The 14,467-nt window shown below is 67.9% G+C and carries 15 protein-coding genes; 10 read left to right on the forward strand and 5 right to left on the reverse strand.

Annotated features, from left to right (window positions below; all coding sequences use genetic code 11):
• Positions 1-2 precede the first annotated feature (2 nt).
• Both GLP40_RS30955 and GLP40_RS30960 read right to left on the reverse strand, forming a co-directional pair.
• Positions 3-1,829, reverse strand: coding sequence for a phosphoenolpyruvate carboxykinase (GTP) (locus GLP40_RS30955; protein WP_328290853.1), 1,827 nt, complete (start codon positions 1,827-1,829; stop codon positions 3-5).
• Between the two features lie 97 nt (positions 1,830-1,926).
• Positions 1,927-2,247, reverse strand: coding sequence for an ArsR/SmtB family transcription factor (locus tag GLP40_RS30960; RefSeq protein WP_154791560.1), 321 nt, complete (start codon positions 2,245-2,247; stop codon positions 1,927-1,929).
• 239 nt (positions 2,248-2,486) lie between these two features.
• Between GLP40_RS30960 and GLP40_RS30965 the strand changes: the two genes are divergently transcribed.
• Positions 2,487-3,302, forward strand: a complete 816-nt coding sequence (locus GLP40_RS30965; protein ID WP_328290854.1) for an alpha/beta fold hydrolase — start codon at positions 2,487-2,489, stop codon at positions 3,300-3,302.
• A 47-nt stretch (positions 3,303-3,349) separates the two neighbouring features.
• Complete coding sequence (locus GLP40_RS30970) at positions 3,350-3,697, forward strand: zinc ribbon domain-containing protein YjdM (protein ID WP_328290855.1); 348 nt, start codon at positions 3,350-3,352, stop codon at positions 3,695-3,697.
• Positions 3,698-3,718: 21 nt separating this feature from the next.
• Here GLP40_RS30970 and GLP40_RS34240 read toward each other — a convergent pair whose 3' ends face one another.
• Positions 3,719-4,066, reverse strand: coding sequence for a TetR family transcriptional regulator C-terminal domain-containing protein (locus GLP40_RS34240; protein ID WP_230330108.1), 348 nt, complete (start codon positions 4,064-4,066; stop codon positions 3,719-3,721).
• Positions 4,067-4,318: 252 nt separating this feature from the next.
• Here GLP40_RS34240 and GLP40_RS30980 point away from each other — a divergent pair, with 252 nt between their 5' ends.
• The 5 genes from GLP40_RS30980 (at position 4,319) to GLP40_RS31000 (ending at position 9,798) form a co-directional block, all read left to right on the forward strand.
• Entirely contained in the window at positions 4,319-5,050 is a 732-nt protein-coding gene (locus tag GLP40_RS30980; RefSeq protein WP_230330109.1) for a hypothetical protein, read from the forward strand.
• Positions 5,051-5,396: 346 nt separating this feature from the next.
• On the forward strand, positions 5,397-6,065 hold the full coding sequence (locus tag GLP40_RS30985; protein WP_230330110.1) for a GntR family transcriptional regulator: 669 nt from the start codon (positions 5,397-5,399) through the stop codon (positions 6,063-6,065).
• 56 nt (positions 6,066-6,121) lie between these two features.
• Positions 6,122-7,507, forward strand: coding sequence for an allophanate hydrolase (locus GLP40_RS30990; RefSeq protein WP_154791562.1), 1,386 nt, complete (start codon positions 6,122-6,124; stop codon positions 7,505-7,507).
• Positions 7,504-8,202, forward strand: a complete 699-nt coding sequence (locus GLP40_RS30995) for a cysteine hydrolase family protein (protein ID WP_154791563.1) — start codon at positions 7,504-7,506, stop codon at positions 8,200-8,202. Before GLP40_RS30990 ends, GLP40_RS30995 begins: the two co-directional genes overlap by 4 nt.
• Positions 8,203-8,214: 12 nt before the next feature.
• Positions 8,215-9,798: a regulator gene (locus GLP40_RS31000; protein WP_154791564.1), complete on the forward strand. Its 1,584-nt coding sequence runs from the start codon at positions 8,215-8,217 to the stop codon at positions 9,796-9,798.
• An 82-nt stretch (positions 9,799-9,880) separates the two neighbouring features.
• Here the strand turns inward: GLP40_RS31000 and GLP40_RS31005 are convergent, their stop codons facing one another.
• Positions 9,881-10,057, reverse strand: a complete 177-nt coding sequence (locus tag GLP40_RS31005; RefSeq protein WP_154791565.1) for a DUF6374 family protein — start codon at positions 10,055-10,057, stop codon at positions 9,881-9,883.
• A gap of 288 nt (positions 10,058-10,345) precedes the next feature.
• On the opposite strand from GLP40_RS31005, the gene GLP40_RS31010 reads away from it, so the two are divergent.
• The gene (locus tag GLP40_RS31010; protein WP_154791566.1) at positions 10,346-10,759 is read left to right on the forward strand and encodes an SRPBCC family protein; all 414 of its coding nucleotides are present in this window, start codon (positions 10,346-10,348) and stop codon (positions 10,757-10,759) included.
• A 120-nt stretch (positions 10,760-10,879) separates the two neighbouring features.
• Positions 10,880-11,767 (forward strand): RNA polymerase sigma-70 factor, encoded by an 888-nt coding sequence (locus GLP40_RS31015; RefSeq protein WP_154791567.1) that lies wholly within the window; start codon positions 10,880-10,882, stop codon positions 11,765-11,767.
• A gap of 127 nt (positions 11,768-11,894) precedes the next feature.
• On the opposite strand, the gene GLP40_RS31020 is transcribed toward GLP40_RS31015, so the two are convergent.
• Positions 11,895-12,647 (reverse strand): SDR family oxidoreductase, encoded by a 753-nt coding sequence (locus GLP40_RS31020; RefSeq protein WP_328290856.1) that lies wholly within the window; start codon positions 12,645-12,647, stop codon positions 11,895-11,897.
• A 125-nt stretch (positions 12,648-12,772) separates the two neighbouring features.
• Here GLP40_RS31020 and GLP40_RS31025 point away from each other — a divergent pair, with 125 nt between their 5' ends.
• Entirely contained in the window at positions 12,773-14,437 is a 1,665-nt protein-coding gene (locus tag GLP40_RS31025) for a bifunctional 3'-5' exonuclease/DNA polymerase (protein WP_154791569.1), read from the forward strand.
• Positions 14,438-14,467: the final 30 nt, after the last annotated feature.

Below are 14,467 nucleotides of genomic sequence, written 5' to 3' on the forward strand. Positions count from 1 at the left end.
GGTCAGAGCGCCTCGGCGAGGCGGAGTTTCAGGGCGGCGAGTTCGGCGCGCAGCGCATCGGGGAGCCGGTTGCCACCGATGGTGGCGTACCACTCGTCGATCGAGGCGATCTCGTGAACCCATTCGTCGACGTCGACGGCGAGGGCGGCGCCGATCAGGGCACGGTAGCCCTCACCGAGGCCGTCGAGATCCAGTGCCGCCGCCGTCGGGACGAAGCCGATCGGGGTGCGCTCGGCCTCGGCGTTCCCGTCGAGCCGTTCGAGTGCCCACTTCAGTACGCGCACATTGTCGCCGAAGCCCGGCCACAGGAACTTGCCGTCCGCGCTGCGCCGGAACCAGTTGACCTGGAAGATCTTCGGCAGCTGCGCACCTTCGCGCTCGGCCATGGCCAGCCAGTGCGCGAAGTAGTCGCCGACGTGGTAACCCAGAAACGGCAGCATGGCCATCGGATCGCGGCGCACCACCCCGACCGCGCCCGCGGCAGCGGCCGTGGTCTCCGAGGACAGCACCGACGCGGTGAACACCCCATGCGCCCAGTCGAAGGACTCGGCGATCAACGGGATGGTGGTGGCCCGGCGACCGCCGAAGAAGATCGCCGAGATCGGCACACCGCGCGGATCGTTCCACTCCGGAGCCACCGACGGACACTGCTCGACAGGCGTGCAGTAGCGCGAATTCGGGTGCGCGGCAGGGCTCCCCGACTCGGGAGTCCACTCCTCGCCACGCCAGTCGATCAGGTGGGCCGGAGGCTGCTCGGTAAGCCCCTCCCACCACACGTCGCCGTCATCGGTGAACGCGGTGTTGGTGAAGACCGAATTGCCCGCCTCGATGGTGGCGATGGCGTTCGGGTTGGTCTTGGTGCCGGTTCCCGGCGCCACACCGAAGAACCCGGCCTCTGGATTCACCGCGTAGAGCCGCCCGTCGGCCCCGAAGCGCATCCACGCGATGTCGTCGCCGACCGTCTCGGCTTTCCACCCCGGCAGCGTGGGCTCGAGCATGGCGAGATTGGTCTTGCCGCACGAGGACGGGAAGGCAGCGGCGATGTAATGCGTCTTATCCTGCGGCGAGGTCAGTTTCAGGATGAGCATGTGCTCGGCCAGCCAGCCCTCGTCACGCCCCAGCACCGAGGCGATGCGCAGCGCGAAACACTTCTTGCCCAGCAGCGCGTTGCCCCCGTAGCCGGACCCGTAGCTCCAGATGGTCCGGGTCTCGGGGAAGTGCGCGATGTATTTGGTCTTGTCGCACGGCCACGCCACGTCGGGCTGCCCCTCGGCGAGCGGCGCACCCACCGAATGCAGGCACTTCACGAATTCCGTGTCACCGGTGAGCTTTTCCCAGACCTGTGCGCCCGAGCGGGTCATGATCTGCATCGACACCGCGACGTATTCCGAATCGGTGATCTGCACACCGTATTTCGGTTCCGCGGCCTCCAGCGGGCCCATGCAGTAGGCGATCACGTACATGGTGCGCCCGGCCATGGCGCCCCGGTAATGCTCGGTCATGACGGTGCGCATGTCGACCGGATCCACCCAGTTGTTGGTCGGCCCGGCATCACCCTCGTGCTCGGAGCAGATGAAGGTGCGGTCTTCCACCCGTGCGACGTCGTCGGGATCGGAGACGCACCAGAAGGAGTTCGGCTTGGCCGGCAGCGGGACGAAGGTCCCCTTGGCCACCAACGCGGCGGTGAGCCGATCCCACTCCTCGCGAGACCCGTCGCAGTAGACGATGCGCTCGGGTGCGGTGAGTTCGGCGACCTCGGCGACCCAGGACAGGATGCCGGGATGGCCGGTCGTTGCGGTGGCGACGGCGGCGAGGGAACGATCGGGCACGGCGAACCTCTCTTTACGAAACAACTAGGTTTATAGTTTAGAAAACACGCAACTAGCAAGACGTGCGGGGTCCATTTCGAGCGGGAACAGCATCCGGCTAAGCCGGTTGTTCGAGCGCCTCGGCCTGGCCGGTGACGACGCGGGTGAGGATGACGCGGGCGACCGCGAGCAGTTCCGCCACCTGCGGCGAGGTCAGCTCATAGGTGACCGAGAGTCCTTCTCGGCGGGCGGTGACCAGCCCGGCGCGCCGCAGAATGGACAGCTGCTGCGACAGGTTGGCGGCCTCGACACCGATCTCACCGAGCATTTCGGAGACCGCGTACTCACGTTGGCTGAGCAGCTCGAGGACCCGGATGCGGACCGGATGGCCCAGCGTCTTGAAGAAGTCCGCCTTCATCTGATAGAGCGGCCGTTGCATTCCTGGCACCTGCTGGCCACTCCTTTCGCTGGTGGCGGACCATCTCTGCGCATGGCCGCCCGACAGTTGCAGAGTTTAGCAACCAGGACAATCAACGCCCATACGCCCCGGCGTGGCTCTGACGCGAGCCCCCAGCGTGTCCGCACGCGATCAACTGTTTGCTAAACAGTGAAACAGCGAAATTCTGCACACATGGTACGTTCGGTCGTTCTTCGGACCGCCCAGCAGAAAGACCGAACGTGCCGATCGCCACCCTCAACGGGATTCGCCTCAACTACGACGTCACCGGCAGCAGCGGGCCACTGGTCGTGCTGGTCATGGGTACCGGCAGCCCCGGCCGGGTGTGGCGGACATACCAGGTTCCGGCGCTGGTGAAGGCGGGCTTCCGGGTCGTCACCTTCGACAATCGCGGCATCGCGCCCTCGGAGGAGAGCGCACACGGCATGCGTATCGAGGACCTGGTCGCCGACACCGCGGCACTCATCGAATACCTCGGCGGCCCAGCGCATGTGGTGGGCACGTCCATGGGTGCGCGCGTCACGCAGGAACTCGCGCTGGCGCGGCCCGAGTTGGTGAGCAAGGCGGTCATGCTGGCCACCACCGGGCGCCCGCATCCGCTGGCGAGCACGCTGAACCGGGGCGAGCGGGCCCTGGCGGAACAGGGTGTGAAGCTGCCGCCGGAATACGCGGCGGCCATCAAGGCGATGCTGAATCTATCGCCGCATACCCTCGAGGCCGATGATCAGGCACAGCAGTGGCTCGATATCTTCGAGTACTCGGCGAGCGCGGAGCCCTCGCCCGGAGTCCTGGCCCAGATGCGGATGGACCGCTCCCGCGATCGTCTCGCCGACTACGCCCGGATCACCGTCGCCAGCCTGGTCGTCGGGTTCGCCGACGATCGGATGCTGCCACCGGCTTTCGGCCGCGAGGTGGCCGAGGCGATTCCCGGTGCGCGTTTCGTGGAGATCGAGAAATGCGGCCACTACGGGTATCTGGAGCGCCCCGACGAGGTCAATCGCACCATCATCGACTTCCTCACCGGTGTGAACGCCTGAGCCCCAGCAGAATTCCAGCCCTGTATCCCCCAGATAAGGACCCGACCGTGACCGACACGCTGCCACCCTGCCCCGTCTGCTCGAGCGAATACACCTATGTGGTGAGCGAACTGCTGACCTGCCCGGAGTGCGCCCACGAGTGGACGCTCGAGGCCGAGAGCGGTGCGGCCGAGGACGGCGTGATCCGGGACGCGGTCGGCAATGTGCTCGCCGACGGCGACACCGTGACCGTGATCAAAACCCTCAAGGTGAAAGGCAGCCCGACCGGCATCAAGGCGGGCACCAAGGTGCGAAATATCCGCCTGGTGCCCGGAGTCGGCGACCACGATATCGATTGCAAGGTCGACGGGATTGGTGCGATGCAGCTGAAATCTAGTGTGGTCAAGAAGGTCTGAGCCGGTCGAGCGCGAACAGCGCTAGCGCGCACCGAGTTCGGCGGCGATCGCGCCGGCGAGCAGAGCGCGGGCACGATCGAGGGTGAGCGAGCCGCTGTGCCAGCGCTCGCTCAGCCCCTCGACCAGTGCGGTGAGCCGTTCCGCGACGGCGGCGACGTCGAGATCCAGTGCGATGGAACCAGCGGGCAGAAGGACTGCAATCCTGACTGAATTTTCAGTCAAGAGAGGCGGCGCAGCTACCTCGGCGCGATCGAGCGGCTTCACGAAGGCGAACTCACCGGCTTCATTGCATGGAAGCCGTACATCTTTGCGCGCCAACGCCATTCGCGACTCGGCCGCTCCAGGGTCGAGCTGACCACGATCATTCATGGGAAGGACACCAGGGTGTGGCGGGCAAGGGCTTCGACCTGACCGAGAATCGGCATGCGGCCGCGGTCCGCATCACCGGCCCTCAGACCGACCTGCTCTGCCGACGGAGCGAGCGGATGCCCGCAGACGCGAGACCGGTCTCAGTGCTGATCATGCCGCCGGACCCGACCTGGATCTGGATCTGGATCTGGAACCACCGAATTCGGCCATCTCACCCCTACCGGGCCCGAACGCGCGTCAGACTCGAAAGCCATGACCACGGTCCGCATTACCGCCACCCTGGCCGCTGTGCTCGTGATCACCGGCGCCGGCGCGGTGGCCCTCGGTCCGGCCATCCCGCCCGCGCGGGCCTACGGACCGGCGTCATGCGTTCCGGGGAACCCCACCCAGCCCACCTCCGAGCTGTTCGCCACCAACAACACCGCCACCATCGCCGACCCGGCCGATCCTCGGCTGGGCGACCGGCTCTCGCAGTTCGAGATCGAGGTGGACGCGACCGCGCTCACCGAACTCGCGCTGCCGGTCGGCTCGGAACTGCTCGACGGCGTGTTCTGGTCCTCGGACACGGGGACCAGCACCTATGAGAGGTTCCGCCAGTTCCAACTGGCTTGTACCGACTACAAGAATCTGTGCTGGGTCGCCGACGACCTGCGCGTTCGCTACAACCAGGCATCGGTGCTGACCTTCGAGTACCTGCCCGGCCAGGACGCCCGCGCCAATGGCTTCACCGTCACCGTCCCGGGCATCGACCGCGCCCGCTTCCACGATGCCCTGGTCGCCGATCCCGTGGTGCGTGATCGGCTCGGCGGCGGCTCGGTCACCGAATCCGGCAATCTGATCCTGGTGGCCGACCGGGCCGATATGAGCCTGGTCCAGGATTTCGTGATCGGACTCGGCGGCGAATGGAGTGACAGCCAACTGCGTTACGGCGACCGCGAATTCGTTCACGGCACCGGCACGACGGCTCTGGCGTGCGAGCTGTGAGCGCCGGTCCGGAATGCGCGGGGCTGTCGGACCTGGACAATTCACCCGCTGCTGGCACATCCCCATGAAGGCCACGATCATCGCCGCCGCCGAGGCCGATCGCCGGGCGGCGCGCCGCGCGAAGACCATGGCGGCCGCGCTGATCCGCCCGCACCGATCCGCGGATATCTGACGGGCAACGCTGTCCGATCCAGGCTCTCATGAGGGTTCTCGCTGTGGCGCAGCGGTTTCCGCGGCTACTCGACTTGCGGCTCACTTCCGTGGGAAGCGTCTCGCGCGCGATGTCGGCGGCCCGATACAGGTCGGCGGATCGGACGTGACGGGCCGGTCGGCTTAATCTCGATTCATGGTGTCGGGGATGAACGGGGCGGGGTTGCCGCCGAGTTTGGTGGAAGTGGCGACGCGACAGGTGCGGGCCGAGGTGCTCAGCGGGGTGTTCGAGCCCGGGGAGCGGATCGGGGAGGAGGCGCTGTGCGCGCGGCTGGGGACCAGCCGGGCGCCGGTGCGGGAGGCGTTGCGACTGCTGGCTCAGGAGGGGCTGATCGAGCATGTGCCGCGGCGGGGGTTCCGGGTGGCGGTGTGGTCGAAGACCGACATTCTGCAGCTGTTCGAATTGCGGCGGGTATTGGAGCGGCATGCCATCGACAGCGCGTTTCCGCTTCCGGCGGACGGCGATCCGCTGCGGGAGGTGCGGGCGGCACTCGACCGGATGCGGGCGGCCGACGCCGCGGAGGACCTCATCGAGCGCGACAATGCCCATCGACGCTTCCACGCCGCCATCGTGGCGCTGGCGGGCAACCGGCAGTTGAACCTGGCCTATGAGCCGATCCTGCTGAAGCTGCAGCTGCCGATGGCCCGCAATTTGCGCACCGAGGCGCGGATCTCACAGCGACGCAGTGGAGTTCGCCGGCACGCCGAGCTGCTGGAGGCGCTGGAATGCGGTGATGCCGCCGTCGCGTCCGATGCGTTGCTGCGGCACGGGGAGCTGGCCTACCTGGACCTGGATATCGGCTAACACAGCGGATACATTGCGAGACCGTCGATTTCACATATTCTGTCGACAATCGACAAATGCTGAACGGTCCCACGGTCGCGGAGATTCTGGCCTCACACGAGAGCGGCAGTGGCTCCCCGACCCACACCGCCACACGGGTCGCCGATGCCATCGCCGCGCGGGGCGCGGACGGCACCTGGATCACGCCGGTTCCGCGTGAGCAGTTGCTGGCCGCCGCGGCCGAGATCGAGCGCCGCCCCGGGGCGCGCACACTACCGCTCTACGGTGTTCCGTTCGGTGTGAAGGACAGCATCGACGTGGCGGGCTGGCCCACCACCCTCGCCTGCCCCGACTTCGCCTACACAGCCGCCGAAACGGCGCCCGCGGTCCAGAGCCTGCTGGACGCGGGCGCACTGTTCGTGGGCAAGACCAATCTGGACCAGTTCGCGACGGGCCTCAACGGCACCCGCACGCCCTACCCGATTCCGCGCAGCGTCTACGGCGGTGAAATGATCTGCGGCGGTTCCAGTTCCGGGTCGGCACGTGCGGTGGCACTGGGCGAAGTTCCGTTCTGCGTGGCCACCGACACGGCCGGATCGGGCCGGGTGCCGGCCGCGCTCAACGGGATTCTCGGCTGGAAGCCGTCGCGCGGTCTCATCAGTGCGGTGGGCCTGGTGCCGGCGTGCAAATCACTGGACTGCATGACTCTGATGGCCACCACGGTGGAGGATCTGGACCGCGTCTTCGATGTGATCGCCGGCGTGGATTCGGAGGATCCGTGGAGCCGGGCGCGCGGGCCGCGCTTCGGCGGCGGTCCGCTGCGGGTCGGGCTGCCCGCCGTGACCGAGCTGGAGTTCTTCGGCGACGAGGTGTTCCGCGCCGCGCACCTCGGGGTGCGGGATCGGCTGGGAGGGTTTGGATTCGAGTGTGTACCGGCCACTCTCGAGCCCTTCCTGGCCGCGGGCGAACTGCTGTATCAAGGCCCGTGGGTGGCCGAGCGGCTGGTGGAGTTCGAGACCTTCCTCGAGGCCCGTCCCGGCTCGATCCTGCCGGTGATCCGCGAGATCCTCACCGGCGGGTTCCGATTCACCGCGGTCGAGGTGTTCCGCGCGCAGCAACGCCTGCAGGAGCTGCGCGCGACAGTGGCGCGGCTGTGGGTCGACGTCGATGTGATGGTGGTGCCCACCATCGGCACCACCTTCACGGTCGCGCAGGTGCTGGCCGACCCCATTGCCACCAATACGATGCTGGGCCACTACACCCACTTCGGGAATCTGCTGGATCTCACCGCGGTGTCGGTGCCCGTGGGCACCGCGGCGGACGGCCGCCCGCTGGCGGTGATGGTCTTCGGGCCCGCTCTCGCGGACGATACCGTGCTCGCGGCCGCCGCCCGCATCCTCGACGAGCCGCGCCCGGCGGTGGCGCATTCGGATCTCCGGCTCACACAGAAAGAACGACAATGACGGCCGTCCACCACATTCCGGCGCAACCCGCCGATTTCCCCTTCGCCCCCGACTCCCTCGCGCTGGTTGTCATCGACATGCAGCGTGATTTCCTGCTTCCCGGCGGCTTCGGCGAGAGCCTCGGTAATGACGTGGCCCTGCTGCGCGCCGTCATCGATCCGCTGGCGGCGCTGCTGGCCGCAGCCCGTGCGGCCGGGATACCCGTCATCCACACCCGGGAGGGCCATCTGCCGGACCTTTCGGATTGCCCACCCGCGAAACTGTTGCGAGGCAATCCATCCCACCGCATCGGCGACGCGGGCCGATTCGGGCGCATCCTGATCCGCGGCGAGTACGGCCACGACATCATCGACGAACTGGCGCCCGCCGAGGGCGAGTTCGTGATCGACAAGCCCGGGAAAGGCGCGTTCTACGCCACCGAGCTGTCGGACGTGCTGGTACGCAACGGAATCCGCCATCTACTGATCACCGGCGTCACCACCGAGGTCTGTGTGCACACCACGGTCCGCGAAGCCAACGACCGCGGTTACGAGTGCCTGGTCGTCTCCGACTGTGTCGGTTCGTATTTCCCGGAGTTCCAGCGCGCCGGACTGGCCATGATCGCCGCGCAGGGCGGGATCTTCGGCTGGGTCGCCGATTCCGCGGCAGTCCGCGGCGCGCTCGAATCCGCCTTCTCTCCCATTCCGGCCCAGTGAACAGGAATTCCGATGTCCGTCGAAACCCAACTGCCCGGTGAAACCGGCGCCACCGCACCCTTGTCGCTGCCGTGGTGGACCCGCGGCGACACCAATGCCTTCTTCGGCCTGTCGTTCAATATCCTTGTCAATGTCCTGACCCTCACCACGCTGTCCATCGCGGTGGTCAAGATCCCCAGCACCGATGTGCTGGGCACCGTGCTGCCCGCGCTCGGGGTCGCGCTGGTGCTGGGCAACCTCTACTACATGACGCTGGCGCGGCGACTGGCCCGGCGCGAGAGGCGGGCCACGGTCACGGCGCTGCCGTACGGCCCGAGCGTGCCGCACATGTTCATCGTGGTGTTCGTGGTCATGCTGCCGATCTATCTGAAGACGAACGACCCGATGAAGGCGTGGTCGGCAGGACTGGCCTGGGCCTTCATGATCGGTGTGATCGTTATGATCGGCGCGTTCGTGGGCCCTTCCATCCGCCGCATCACGCCGCGCGCCGCCATGCTGGGCACCCTCGCGGGCATCTCCATCACCTTCATCGCCATGCGGCCCGCCGCCCAGATGTGGGAGGCGGCCTGGATCGGGTTGCCGGTGCTGGCCATCATTCTCATCGGCTTCTTCACCGATGTGCGGTTGCCGGGCAATGTGCCGATCGGACTGGCGGCGCTGCTGACGGGCACGGCCATCGGCTGGATCGGCGGTTACATGTCGGTGCCCGATGTCTCCAAGGCCGCGCACGACATCGCCCTAGGGCTGCCGGATCTGCGCCTGCACCTGCTCTTCGACGGACTGGCTCATCTGGCTCCGCTGCTGGCCACCGCGATTCCCCTGGGCGTCTACAACTTCACAGAGGCCATGAGCAATGTGGAAAGCGCCGCCGCGGCGGGCGACAACTACAACCTCCGCAGTGTGCTGCTGGCCGACGGGTTCGGCGCGATCATCGGATCCGGATTCGGATCCCCGTTCCCGCCGGCCGTCTACATCGGCCACCCCGGCTGGAAGGACGCGGGCGGGCGCACCGGCTACTCCCTGGCCGGCGGCGCGATCATCGGGTTGATGTGTCTGCTGGGCCTTTTCGGAGTGCTCGCCACACTGCTGCCCATTCCGGCGATCGTGCCTATCCTGCTGTACATCGGTCTGCTGATCGGGGCACAGGCTTTCCAAGCGGTGCCGCGCCTGCACGCGGTGGCGGTCGTGGCCGCGCTCCTGCCGAACCTGGCGGAGTGGGGTGTCGGCCAGATCGACAATGCGCTCAGCGCGGCGGGCACCACCGCGGACAAGCTCGGCATGGGCGCGCTCGGGCAGGCCGGAGTGGTGTACGACGGACTGAAGACGCTCGGCGAGGGTGCGGTGCTGGCCGGGCTGGTGTTGGGCACGATGGTGACCTTTGTGCTCGAAAAGCGTTTCCGGGCAGCGGCTCTCGCCTCTTCAGTGGGAGCGGTGCTCAGTTTCGTGGGGTTGATCCATGCCGCCGAGGTCGGCTGGGCGGCCGCGCCGAAGGTCGCGCTCGGGTACCTGTTCTTCGGCCTGGTGTGCCTGGCCTGCTCGTTCCTGCGCCCCACCGTTACGGCTGGTCCAGCGCCGGCTGAACCGGTCGCGGGCTAGGTCTGCGGGATCGAGGCGCAGGAGTCGGCATCGAGGGCGAAGGCCCAGGCCACGCCCTCTCTGGCGGTGCGGGTGGCGGATGTTACCCGGTCTGATCCATCTCCTCCAGAAAAATCCGCAACCCCTCCCCGATCTTCCCCGCGGCATTCTCCAGCTGTTCCGGCGACAACGCCTTCCCGAACGACGCCGCCTTCAACAATTGCCGCTGCACCTCTTTGAGGTTCATCGTCGCCCAGTCGCGTCGTGAGAGTTCCGGCATGGCCCGGAACGATACCTCGAGTAGAACGTTTGTTCGAGTCCTGTTTTCGGCCATCGGCCCCGCTATCGAAACGAGAGGCTTGCCCCTGGCCGGAACCGGTCTCGGCGTCCGGCCCATCGGCGCGCCCGCACTCCGTTACCACACGCCCCGACGCCCTCTAACGTTCCGCCGCACGGCGCACCGAAAATCGAATGGGGCCGCGCATGGCCCACGAACCGAAACACCACACGCACCCGCGCCTTCGCCGCGGCAACCCAACCACACCGATCGAACGGAACCCTCACCCGCATGGCCTCCATCCGCCACGAGATCGCGATAAACGCTTCCCCACAACATGTGTGGGATGTCCTGCGCGATGTCGGCGCCGTCCATGACCGACTGCTACCCGGCCGGGTGGCCGATACCCGGCTCGAGGGCCCGCACCGGTTCCTCGCCTTCCCGGACGGACACATCATCCGCGAATTGCTCATCACCATCGACGACGACACCCGCCGCCTGGTCTACTCGGTCCGCGAAGGAGCCCGTCCCGCGCTCGACTACCACCACGCGTCCTTCGAAGTCCACGCCGACGGCGCCCGATCCCGCCTGGTATGGACCACCGACGTCCTCCCCGACACCGCCGCCCCCGAAATCCGGATCCGCACCGGGTTCGGAATCGCCGAAATGAAGCAGGCGATCGAAGCATCCGCCGACCCCGACTGATTCGACGGCAGAGACCTCCTGCGACCCACTTCAAGATCAATTACGGGTCCCGGTGTCACAGAACGGACGGGGGCGGTGTCTAGTGGGTGACACGGTGGAGACTGAGGACAGGAGCCAGCCATGACCGGAACCACGGCCGCGACCGAGGCGTTCGTCGCGCAGCGGAACCTGCTGTTCACGGTGGCCTACGAGATGCTCGGGTCGGCGGCCGACGCCGAGGACGTGCTGCAGGAGACGTGGCTGCGGTGGACCGGTGTCGACCTCGACACGGTGCTGGATCAGCGGGCGTACCTGGTGCGGATCACCACCCGGCAGGCGCTGGTGCGGCTGCGGACGCTGGGGCGGCGCAAGGAGTCCTATGTCGGGCCGTGGCTGCCCGAACCGCTGCTGACCACGCCGGACGTGGCCGAGGACATCGAACTGGCCGAGAGCGTCTCGATGGCCATGCTGCTGGTGCTCGAAACGCTCACGCCGACCGAGCGGGCGGTGTTCGTGCTGCGCGAGGTGTTCGATCTGCCCTATGACGAGATCGCCGAGGCCGTCGACAAGACACCGGCCGCGGTGCGTCAGATCGCCCATCGCGCCCGCTCGCACGTCGCGTCGCGCCGGCCGCGCGGGGTCGTGTCCCCGGCGGAGACCCGCGGCGTGCTCGAGGCCTTCCAGCGCGCCCTCGAAACCGGTGACCTGCAGGGACTGCTCGATCTGCTGGCGCCCGACGTGGTCGCCCTGGGCGACGGCGGCGGCATCAAACAGGCGCTGCCGCGACCCATTACCGGCGCGCACCAGGTGGCGCGGCTGTTCACCAAGGGCTGGAGGATCTTCGAGCCGGAGCTGGCGATCGAACCGGCCATGGTCAATGGCCATCCGGCGCTGGTCTTCCGGCACGGCGACGAGGTCGACGCCGTCCTGGCGATCCGCATCGACGACGGGCTCATCACCGGGTTCTACACGGTGCGCAACCCGGAGAAGCTGTCGCACATGGAGCAGGAAACCGCGCTGAGCCGCTGAGTCCGGCTACCCGGCCGGGTCGTTCGGGTACGCGTCCACGGCGCTGCGGGCCGGATCGGCCATGCGGGCGCCGTAGGACTCGTGCCCGCCGCCAGCGAATTCCGTTGCGCGCCTTTGCCGCTGGCAGTCAGCCGCGACCGATGTACGGCATACCCGTGGCCATGACCGTCAAGAACGGAACATTGACCTCGAGCGGCAGAGCGACGGTTTGAACCACCAGCGCGGCCACATGTGATGCGTCCATCGTGGGTTCGGGCCGGACACTCCCATCCGCCTGCAACGAGCCCGCCGCGATACCGGCGGTGAGTTCGGTTGCGGCATTGCCGATATCGATCTGCCCTGCCGCGATATCGTGCGCCCGCCCCTCCAACGCCAGCGCCTTGGTGAGTCCGGTGAGGCCGTGCTTACTGGCCGCGTAAGCGACGGTATTCGGCCGCGGAGTGTGAGCGGAGATCGACCCGTTGTTGATGATCCGCCCGCCCCGCGGCGTCTGTGTCCTCATGAGCCGAAACGCGGCCTGCGCGCATAGAAACGCCCCGGTGAGGTTGATATCGACGACCTGCTTCCAGTCCTGCACCGACACCTCGTCGATCGGCTGCGAGGGACCGAAGATCCCGGCATTGTTGACCAGCACGTCCAGCCGTCCCCACCGCTGCACGATGTGCGCGAAGACCGCGTTTACCGAGGCGGAATCGGTGACATCGGCCCGCACGGCCTCCGCACTCCCGGGTCCGGGCGCCGACGCCACGGCCTCGTCCAGGGTCGCAGCCGTGCGCCCGACCGCTACGACCCGATGCCCGGCCGCCGTCAGCGCATGAGTCATGGCGCGCCCCAACCCGGTCCCGGCGCCGGTGACAAGAACGATCTTCGATGTGCTCACGAAACCCGAGCGTATTCGACCCTCCGCGGGACTTCGCAACGCCATCGCAGCATGCGAACCCGCGTCGGCGCTGGCCACGGCCGATCGCGACGGCATTGTCCGTGCCTGCTGCGAGACTCATCGGTATGCGGTGGGCGGTGGCGGAGACGGGTGACGGCGGGGCACGGTTGTGCCCGCTGGATCGGCACGGCCGGCCCGCGGGTCCGGTGGTCGAGGAGAGCTCGGTGGCCGAGGCCGTGCGGTCGCGTCCCGGGGTGCAGCGGTGGGTGTGGCGGTCGACGGCGGCCGTCTACCGGCGGCTGCTCGAGGCCGGCGTCCGCGTGGATCGCTGCTACGACGTGGAGGCGGCGGAGTCGTTGCTCATCGGGCACGAGGACGGACAGTCGGGGCAGGCCCGATCGCTGGCGGCGGCCTGGGCGCGACTGCACCGCATGCCCGTTCCCGAGGACGCGCCCCTGCGCGCCGCCGACACCCAGCCGACCCTGTTCGAATCGGGTCCGGTGCCGCTGCCGGCCGGGACCGATGAATTCACCGCGCTGCTCGAGGTGTACGCGGGGCAGGTGGCCCGGACAGCCGCGGCCGAATACCCGCACCGCATGCGGATGCTGCTGGCCGCCGAATCGGCGGGCATGCTGGTGGCCACGGAGATGTCGCGGGCCGGCATCCCCTGGCGCGCCGACCTGCATCGCCAATTGCTCGATTCGATGCTCGGAGAACGTATTTCGAATAACACGGAGCCGCGGCGCATGGCGGAGCTGGCCGATGAGGTGTCGCGGGCCTTCGGCGACGGGATTCGGGTGCGGCCCGATCTGCCCCAGGACATCATCCGGGCCTTCGCGCGCGCCGGAATCTCGTTGTCCTCCACCAGGAAATGGGAGCTCCGGGAGATCGACCATCCGGCGGTCGCGCCGCTGCTCGCCTACAAATCGCTCTATCGCCTCTACACCGCCCACGGCTGGTCCTGGATCGACCAGTGGGTGCACGACGGCCGCTTCCGGCCCGAGTACCTGCCCGGCGGCACGGTGACCGGCCGGTGGACCACCAATGGCGGTGGCGCGCTCCAGATTCCGAAAGTGGTGCGCCGAGCCATCCGGGCGGATCCGGGCTGGCGGCTGGTGGTCGCCGACGCCGATCAGATGGAACCCCGTGTGCTCGCGGCCATCTCCCGGGATCGCGGTCTGATGGAGGTGGCGGGCCGGGGCGAAGACCTGTATGCCGACCTGGCCGCCCGCGCCTTCGGCGGTGATCGCGCGCAGGCCAAGGTCGCCATGCTGGGCGCGATTTACGGCCAGACCTCCGGAGACGCGCTCACACATATGGCGGCGTTGCGCCGTCGCTATCCGGATGCGATGGCCTATGTCGACGATGCGGCCGCCGCCGGCGAGCAGGGCCGACTGGTGCGCACCTGGTTCGGCCGCACCTGCCCGCCCGCCGCGTCATACGACCAGGCGAACAACGAGGAGGCCTCCAGCGCATATGGCAGTACGCCCAGGGCGCGTGCCCGGGGCCGCTTCACGCGGAACTTCGTCGTACAGGGCAGCGCCGCCGACTGGACGCTGCTGGTGCTGGCGGGCTTGCGCCATGCGATGCATCAGGCGGGCCTGCGCGCCGAACTGGTCTTCTTCCAGCACGACGAGGTCATCGTGCACTGTCCCGCGGACGAGGCCGAGACGGTGGCCGCCGCGATCGCGACCGCGGCGGAGACCGCTGGCCGGCTCGCCTTCGGGCCGACGCCGGTGCGGTTCCCCTTCACGACCGCGATCGTCGAGTGCTACGCGGACGCGAAGTAGGAAATCACCGACAGCGCTGGAGTTTTCGGA

The sequence above is a fragment of the Nocardia aurantiaca genome (genome assembly GCF_009708175.1).
GTDB lineage: Bacteria > Actinomycetota > Actinomycetes > Mycobacteriales > Mycobacteriaceae > Nocardia > Nocardia aurantiaca.